This is a genomic window from Actinokineospora bangkokensis (genome assembly GCF_001940455.1).
Classification (GTDB): domain Bacteria; phylum Actinomycetota; class Actinomycetes; order Mycobacteriales; family Pseudonocardiaceae; genus Actinokineospora; species Actinokineospora bangkokensis.
This window is the reverse complement of sequence record NZ_MKQR01000017.1, coordinates 215,408-224,634: the sequence shown is the minus strand read 5'-3', so window position 1 is coordinate 224,634 and position 9,227 is coordinate 215,408. Positions and strand designations below refer to the sequence as shown.

General features: G+C 72.6%; 3 protein-coding genes. All 3 read left to right on the top strand.

The window, feature by feature from the left end; translation table 11 throughout:
- Window positions 1–134 precede the first annotated feature (134 nt).
- Window positions 135–7,697, top strand: a complete 7,563-nt coding sequence (locus BJP25_RS17820; protein ID WP_075976077.1) for a hypothetical protein — start codon at window positions 135–137, stop codon at window positions 7,695–7,697.
- Window positions 7,690–8,235 (top strand): type VII secretion system-associated protein, encoded by a 546-nt coding sequence (locus BJP25_RS17815; RefSeq protein ID WP_075976197.1) that lies wholly within the window; start codon window positions 7,690–7,692, stop codon window positions 8,233–8,235. The genes BJP25_RS17820 and BJP25_RS17815 overlap by 8 nt, the downstream gene beginning before the upstream one ends.
- 239 nt (window positions 8,236–8,474) lie before the next feature.
- Window positions 8,475–9,065, top strand: coding sequence for a type VII secretion system-associated protein (locus tag BJP25_RS17810; protein WP_075976076.1), 591 nt, complete (start codon window positions 8,475–8,477; stop codon window positions 9,063–9,065).
- The last annotated feature ends 162 nt before the right edge of the window (window positions 9,066–9,227 follow it).

The window sequence follows — 9,227 nt, the reverse complement described above, 5'->3', positions numbered from 1 at the left end:
CCCCCGATCCGACCCCCCAGGACGCCACGCCTGACCCCACCCCGACGCCCCAAGACGCCTCGCCCCACACGACGCCCACACCCGAGTCGACGCCTGCCCCTGAGCCGTCACCGCAGGACGCCACTCCCGAGGCGATGCCCGAGTCCAAGTCCGATCCGGGTCCGACGCCGCAGGACGTCACGTCCGGCACGACGCCCGAGTCGAAGGCCGATCCGGGTCCGGCGCCGCAGGACGTCGAGTCGGAGACGACGCCCAACCCCGAGCCCGCTCCGGAGCCGCAGGACGGCCAGCCGGACGCGCACACCGACCCGGAAACCCGGGAGCCCGGGTCGCAGGTGACCCCCGCGCCGCAGGGCACCACCCAGCAGGACCCGGGGCCCGCCCACCAGCGGGGCCGCATCCGGCAGCTCCCCGGTTCGGGCACCGTGGAGCGGTCGGCGTTCGAGGTGCGGCGGTTCGAGACGCCGCAGGGGCCGGTCACGCGGGCGACCGTGCGGATCGACCTGCGGGGGGACGGGCCGCAGGTGGAGCAGGTGTGGCAGGACGCCACGCAGGGGGTGCGGGAGCACTTCGGGGGGCAGCGGTTGCCCAACGGCGACCGGTTGGAGGTGGAGATCGTCCGGGTGGGGCCGGGGGAGCCCGCGCACCACACGGTCGACGTCACCACCGAGGGCACCACGGACCAGACGACGTGGCAGGTCGGGCAGCCGCCGACCACCTACGCGCACGAGGTCGGGCACATGCTGGGCTTGCCGGACGAGTACGGGCGGGGACTGGACGTCGACGGCACGCTGATGGGCAACCACACCGGGCCCGACGTGCGGATGCCGTCGCGGTACGCGCAGGTCATCGCCCAGCACATCGGGGACGTCCCGGTGCGGGGGCGGGTGGACACCCGGGTCACGGCCGGGCTGCCCCAGGGCACGCCCGTGCCCCGGGCGCCCCAACCGGGGCAGCGGGACGGGCGGGGCAACCAGGTGCCGCCGCCGCTCGGCACCACCCTGGAGACCGGCCTGCCGCAGAGCCTCGTGCCCCCGCGCGGCAACCAGTCCACGACCGTCGACCAGCAGGTACCCCCGCCCCTCCGCCAGCACCCGGTCAACCAGGACCAGCGCGGCGAGAGCAGCCGGGACAACGGCAACCGGGACAACGGGAATCGGGACAACGGGAATCGGGACAACGGGAATCGGGACAACGGGAATCGGGACAACGGGAATCGGGACAACGGGAATCGGGACAACGGCAACCGCGACCAGCGGGGCGAGAGCAGCCGCAGCAACGGCAACCAGGACCAGAACAACCAGGACCAGAACAACCAGGACCAGAACAACCAGGGCGACCAAGAGCAGGAGCCCACGGTCGACCAGATCCGGAACAACCTGCCCGGGTACCTGCGCAACAACGAGAGCTTCGGCGTCGCGTCGCAGCGCACCAACCTGCGCGCCCACGGCGCCAACCCGCTGCCCAACGTCCTCAACCACCTCCGCCAGGCCAACCCCGGCGTCCGCACCTGGACCGGCGTCGACCGCATCCAGGGCCAGCTGGACAACAACTTCGGCCCCATGGTCGGCGGCCCGAAGAAGTTCACCGTGCACGGCGACGGGCGCCCGTACGAGTTCAGCGTGCAGGCGCGGCCGGACTGGAACGCGATGACGCAGGGGGAGTCGACCGACGACAAGCTCTCCGCGTCGGGCAAGGAGAAGCGCACCGGGTCGACGACGCACTCGGACACCCGGGAGCAGAGCATCAGCCCGTCGCTGGGGTTCTCCGGGTTGCCGCCGCTGGTGTTCTCGATCAACCCGACGGTGCCGACGGGGCCGACGGACTCGCACACCACGGAGCTGAAGGGGGAGTACGGGCAGTCGACGAAGGTGGAGGTCGGCAAGGCCAGGGACGTCACCGTGCCGGTCGACTTCACCTTCACCCTCGGCACCCGCCCGCCGACCACCGGCCGCGCCGAGGCCGGGGTGCGGGTGCCGCAGGAGCTGGGTGGCGACGGGTTCGGCGCGCGCAGGCCCGCGCCCGCCGCGCCGCCGAAGCGGTTCGCCGTGGAGTCGGTGACCAACCCGCGCGGCGACTTCGCCGACCAGGTGATCACCGGGATGGGCAACCGGTTCCGGGACACCACGCGGATCGGGTCGGACGGCAGGCAGGTGCTGCTGGACTTCACCGGCAACGACACCATCAAGTCGAAGCTGCCCACCATGGCCACCCGCGCCAACCCCGGCCCGAACGAGGGCTGGGTGCGCTCGGAGACGATCACCAAGGGCGGGTTCGGGTTCCGGCCCAAGGCCGCGCAGGTGGAGATGCGCGCGGTGCCGCGGTTCGTCGAGGTGGAGAACGACGTGCGCACCGGCGTCAAGACCACCGACACCGACCGCACGCACCTCGGCGTCGGCGACCAGGGCGGGGTGGCGCGCAAGGGCGGGGTGTCCGGGTTCATCGGCGCAGGCGCGGACTTCCTGGGCAAGGGCACCTTCGCCGTCGGCCCGAGCGGGGGCTACAGCCGCGAGCGGGAGAACACCCAGAAGCACGAGTCGTCGACCGCGGTGAAGGACCGCACCGAGACCAAGGGCGACGTCGTCCGGTACCGGGTCGTCTACGACATCCAGGTCCGCACCATGGGCAACCCCACCCCGATCACCCTCAACGGCCAGGTCACCGCCCACCAGTGGACCACCGCCCCGCGCGCCCGCGCCGCCGGGCTGATCGGCCCCGCCCCCCAGGGCAACCGCGCCAACCCGGGCAACCAGCCCGCCGACAACCAGCCGGGCCCGAGCAACCAGCCCAACCCGAACCCGGGCAACCAGGACCAGAACAACCAGGACCAGAACAACCGGGACCAGAACAACCAGGACCAGAACAACCAGCAGGCCCCCGACCCCGACACCGACCCCACGGTGTTCCGGGGCGACGGCCAGCGGCAGCGCTTCGGCCCCGACGAGTTCGAGCGCGGCGGCCTGATCCCCGGCCAGTTCGAGCAGTTCTCCAGCAACGACTGGTTCTACAACACCATCGCCCCGATGCTGCGCGACATCCCGCTGCGCCGCGGCTGGGGGCTCAACACCAAGGAGTTCGTCCGCCAGTTCGACGACCCGGCGTTCGCCAAGGGCATGTCCGGCAAGGTCAAGGAGATCCTGGACCGGGACAAGAACCTGCACAACTCCCTGTCCGACCAGGAGGTGCAGCTGCTCGTCGAGCGGATCATCGGCCCCGGCCTGCAGGTGCCGCTGCACCGCCAGGGCTGGGGCCACGACTACCACACCACGATCACCCTCACCGGCGGCATCGGCAACATCCGCGACGGCAACGTGCTGCGCAACGACTCCACGCAGACCGGGCAGCGGGTCAAGGACGTGCAGGGCTCCGAGCACACCGGCAACCGCGGGTCCAAGGTGGAGGGCGGCGTCCAGGGCCGGGTGCTGGGCAACATCGGCGTGCCGGGCGCGCTCATCATGGGCGTCAAGGGCACCAAGGCGTGGACCGACGGCGACAAGATCAGCTCCGGCGGCAAGACGAACTACGACCGCAAGCAGGGCGACACCCTCACCGAGGACGGCTCGCTCGGCAACCGCGACCTGCGCCAGTTCCGCGCCGACCTGCACGTCGACGTCGACGTGGAGTCCACCAAGCGGCTGGCGAAGCAGTGGCGCAAGCTGTCGTTCGGCAGCCCCGGCAGGCACGCCCCGCCGAGCCACCCGGTCGGCACCCGGCAGAGCACCGACATCGACGTCACGTTCCTGCTCCCGGACACCATGACCAGCGAGGTCGACCCGCGCACCCAGCCCAGGGCGCGGCCGAACCAGCCGGTGCGGATGGCCAACCCGCCCGCCCCGGACAACCTCACCCCCGGCGGCCCGCGCGACCTCGACGGCGCGCAGCTGGTCGGGTTCACCGGCACCCGCGACATCCTGGCCTCCGCGCAGCGGGTGCTCACCAGGGCCTCCGGGCAGGACCCGATCTTCACCACGAAGGACGGCAAGAACTCCGACATCCTCGGCAACCGGTTCTCCCCCGAGGCCTACCGCGGCGACACCCGGGTGTTCAGCAGGCCGGTGGTGGCCGACGGGCTGCACTACGGCCGCAGGCGGGCCGACGCGTTCGGCGCCGTCGGGGTCAAGCTGACCCCGCGGCTGTCGGCGCGGCAGGTGACGGCCGCGGAGTACGAGCAGGTCACCAAGGAGTTCGCCAGCTCGCAGAAGGTCAGCGGCAGCACCTCCACGACTGGCACCTTCGGCGGGTTCGTCACCGGGGTGGCGGTGCCGACGTCCAACCCGACGCAGGCGGGCGGCACCAATGTCGGCGGCCAAGGCGTGCTCATCGGCAACGTCAACATCGCCACGGCCACCTGGGGCAAGGGCACCACCGGCGAGCTGGAGAGCGGCGAGACGCTGACGGTCACCGGCGACCCCGAGCGCAAGTACCTGACCCGCGTGGACATCACCGCCGAGGTGGTGGGCCAGGTGCAGTACAAGGGGAACCTGGACTTCGACCTGACCTCCCCCGACGACCCCGAGCGGTCCGGGGAGACGCTGGACCTGCCGGAGTCGGCGCTGGTGTGGTTGACCGCAGACCAGCTCCAGGCGTTGCAGAGCGGGCAGAACAACCCGGTGCCTCGCCCGCAGCAGCACGCCCCGGACCGCACGGTGGCGCCCCCGCCGTCGATGACCTCGCAGGGCAGCCAGAAGCAGTCGATCGGCCTCGGCGGCATCACCTCCACGATGGACCTGACGCGCGCGCTGCCGAACCTGCGCGCCGACCTCGCCCGCACCATCGGCCAGGACGCGGCGGACCGGCTGCTGCCGCACTCCGGCTTCGACACCACCCACAACAACCACCGCGAGATCACCCGGTTCCTCAGCGACGTCAACCGCGGCGCGCAGGGCCTGCTCAACGGCGGCAAGATCGCCCCGCTGCGCCTGGAGGACCGCTTCTCCGGCCAGACCTACGAGTTCAACGCCAAGGCCACCCTGCGCGCCCCGCGCTTCGACGGCATCACCAACGTCGACAAGCTCAAGTTCTCCAACACCACCACGCTCACGACCCAGGGTGACACCACCAAGGGCTTCACCCCCACCGGTGTGTACTTGTCCGGGCGCGGTCTGCTCACCCTGCGCGACGTCCCCGACCCGCTGCCGACCGGCACCCCGCCGCCCACGACCGGGCACGGCCCGGCCACCGGCGCGATGGGCGCGGGTGCGGGCCTCGCGCAGAACTTCGGCGACCGGTCGGTGAAGTCCACCGACAAGGGCAGCACCGCCTACGAGCAGAGCGGCGAGACCTCCGGCCCGGTCGCGAAGTACCAGAGCCAGGTGCGCGTCGAGCTGTCGATCACCCGGCACGGCGAGACCGTGGGCCGCGCCACCGTCGACGACCGGGTGTCGATCACCAAGCTCGCGGAGGACACCCTGCCCCCGCCGCAGGGCAGCACCCGCGCGCGCCCCGGCAGGCTCGGCCAGCACCGGCCGACCACCACCGTCGACCCCCTCGACCGCACCCCGGGCGCCCTGCAGCACTGGCGCGGCAGGCAGGCGGGCGGCAACCCGGCGCCCCAGCTCACCACCGGCACGTTCTTCACCGAGCACTACCTCGGGGACCTCGACGTGCTGCGCGACGCGGCCGTGCGCGCCGTGCGGGAGTCGGGGGCGAAGATCACCCCGGCCACCGAGCGCGCCATCCGCGCCGCGATCACCCCGGCGTCGGTGAAGGCGGGCATCCAGTCCACGATGGACGGCACGTTCCGGCTGCCGCTGCCCAAGGGGCTCGACCGCACGCTGGAGGTGCACGGCCGCGTCCCGCACCCGCCGCGGTTCGCGGGCACCAGCGCCACGGTGAAGGTCGACGGGTCGGTGAAGACCACCGAGGAGCACAAGACCGAGGTCACCAGCACCTCCGGCCCGGAGGTCACGACCACGGCCCCGGTCGGCTCCGGGGGTGTGGTGGGCCCGTCCGGCGCCGACTCGCCCAACGAGGACCGGCCGCCGTTCGGCTCCGCCACCGGGTCGGCCCAGCGCGACGCGACCGTCCTCAAGCCCGCGCCGGACGGCAAGCACCAGGAGTCCTACACCACCACCAAGGACAAGACCGCGAACCCGAAGTCGGACACCGAGACCAAGAGCGACGAGAAGGTCACCCGCACCGTCCTGTCCGACTTCGAGTTCCGCTTCGTCGCCCGCCAGACCTCCAAGCCCTGGTTCGGCTCCGCGCACACCGGCGCCACCGAGGTCCAGGTCCGCGACGCCTACGCCCTGCGCCTGCGCGACGACCACGCCACCACCTTCACCGGCCGCCCCCTGCCCGACCAGCTCAAGCAGGCCACCACCGACCTCGCGGACAAGGCCAAGGCCTGGGGCACCGCCCACAAGGAGACCCTCGGCCGCCAAGCCGCCGTCGACACCGCCCCCCACGGCGCCCCGACCCCGGCCCAGACCCAGGCCCTCGCCGACGCCCAGCGCAAGGAGCAGCAGGCCGAACGCGAGTGGTGGGACGCCTACCGCACCCACCAGCAGGAGGTGGCCGCCGAGCAGGCCCGCACCCCCGGCGGCGGCAGGCCCTCCCGCCCGGCACCCCCCGCCGAGGGCCGCGACGGCATCGAACTCCAGGACAACCCCCGCCGCGACCAGGACGACCAGGACCGCCGCGACCAGCAAGACCGCGACCGCCAGGAACGGGAGCGCCAGGACCGCGACCGCCAGGAACGGGAGCGCCAGGACCGCGAGCGGCAGGACCGGGAGCGCCAGGAACGCGAGCGCCAGGAGCGGGAGCGGCAAGAGCGGGAGCGCCAGGAGCGGGAGAAGCAAGAGCGCGAGCGGCAGGAACGCGAGAAGCAGGAGCGGGAGCGGCAAGAGCGGGAGCGGCAGGAGCGGGAGCGGCAGGAGCGGGAGAAGCAGGAGCGGGAGCGGCAAGAGCGGGAGCGCCAGGAGCGGGAGAAGCAGGAGCGGGAGCGGCAGGAGCGGGAGAAGCAGGAGCGGGAGCGGCAGGAGCGGGAGAAGCAGGAGCGGGAGAAGCAGGAGCGGGAGAAGCAGGAGCGGGAGCGGCAGGAGCGGGAGAAGCAGGAGCGGGAGCGGCAAGAGCGGGAGAAGCAGGAACAGGAGAAGCAAGAGCGGGAGAAGCAAGCACGGGAACAGCAAGAGCGTCAGCAAGAGCAGGACAGGCTGGAACGCGAGCGGCTAGAGCGGGAGCGTGCTGATCGGGAACGCCAGGAGCAGGAGCGTGAGCGGCAGGAGCGAGAACGCCAGGAGCGGGAGCGGGCCGAGCGCGAGCGGCAGGCGGCGCAGGGCGGGCAGCCGACGGCTGGGCCGTCCGACGCCGGTCCTGGTGCGCAGGAGCAGGGGCGGCCCGCGCCGCTGACGCCGGAGAACCTGGTGGCGCACGACCTCGAATGGGGTCGGGAACAGCGGATGCCGGGTGGCTGGGACTACGAGAACTGGGGGTCCGACGGTGACTCCGACTCGTTCGTCACCGCTGCGGAGTGGTCGGACACCGAGTCGTTCTACTCCGCGGACGACGGTGGGGTGGCCCCGCCGCCCGTGCCGATCACGACGCAGGACGGGACGGCTGTCGGGGTGGGCTTCGCCGGTCCGTCCACCGGGGGTGGTGGGGCGCCCGGGGGTGGTGGCCAGCCCGCCGGTTCGGTCGAGTTGAGCACGGGGGAGGCTGTCGGTGCCGGGTTCACGAGTGGAGGTGCTGATGGCTGAGAACTGGTTCCTGCTCGCCGACCCCGACTGGCGGGGTGCGGGGCAGCCGTCGGTCGAGCAGGTGGTGGGGGTGTGGTCGGCGGACGGCGGGGAGCTGGGGCCGCTGCGGGTGAACCCGAAGGCCGCGTGCGACCCGGTGGACGTGGTGCTGCGCCTGGCGCTCGCGGGGCGGGCGGACGGGGAGCAGGTGCAGGTGGTGCTGCGGGACGTGGCGTTCGAGGTCGCCATGAACGGCGACGGGCGGCCGCTGGTGACGCCCGCGCCGGACGGGGTGCTGTGCGTGGTGGCCGTCACCTCCGCGGCGCACCGGCGGCGGGTGAGCAGCCCGGCGTGGCGGCGGGTGGACCTGCACGGGTTGGTCTCGATGCTGGCCGACGGGGTGGACGTGCTGTTCAACCCGGGTGGGACGGCGTCGGTGCGGTTCCTGGGGTCGTTCGTGCGGTCGACGGTGCTGCTGGGGGACGAGGAGGCGCGGGCGGCCGTGGAGCGGATGGTGGGGGCGGGGGTCGTGCGGGTGGAGCGGGGCGTGGGGGTGTGATGGTTGGCGGGCCTGGCCTTCGGCATCGGGGAGCTGCTGCGCAGCTCTTGAAGAGCGCGCGGATTACTGGGCGGGCTCGATGCGGTGGGGCGCGTTGCGTCAACTGCACCGGCTAGGGCAAGGGTGGTTCGTGGGGCAAGGGGTGTTGTGGGTCGTTCGGGTACCGGTTGTGGCCGTTCGGGTAGTGCGGGTGCCCGGGTGCGGGTGGGGTGGTGTCTGTTCGGTTAACGTCGGGCGCCATGGAGGGGGAGTGGTCGCAGGACGGGTGGTTCCTCATGATGGGGCCCGCGTGGCGTGGGGCTCCGGGGGATGGGCCGCCGCCCACCGAGTGCGTGGTCGGTGGGTGGCCGTTGACCGATTCGGGGGAGCCCGGGCTGTTCCACGCCAACCCCGGGTACGTGCCGCCGGACCCCGATTCCCCCACCGACCCGGTGGACGCCGTGCTGCGGTTGATGGTGGCCGGGCAGGCTGAGCCGGACCGGTTGTACTGGGCGTTGCGGGGAGCCGTCTTCCACCTCGCGGTCGACGACGCGGGGGAGGCGATCGTGATGCGGGTGCCGGGGGCCGGGGAGTTCGTCATGATCGCCACGGCGGCCGTGCACCGGGGGCGGGTGTTGGCGCAGGGGTGGCGGGACGTGGACCTGGGCACGTTGGTGGCCGTGGTGGGGGAGGGCACCGACGTGCTGATCAACCCCGGGGGTTGTGCCGCCGCGCGGGTGGTGAACGCGTTCGTGCGGGCCGCCGCGGTGGGGGAGGACGACGACTTCCTCGACCGGGACGGGGACAGCCTGCTGGTGCTGCCCTGGGGGCTGGACCCGGCGATGCCCTAGGGCCTGTCCTCAAAGCCTGCTCTGTGAGAGTCGTGATCAGATCGGACGCCGGCGGTGCCGGACGAGGGACCTCGTACTGGATGTACTCGGTTCCTCGGCCGGTGCCGCCTGCGTTCGATCTGGCGCGGCTATCGCTGGGCGAGGCTTTGAGGACAGGCCCTA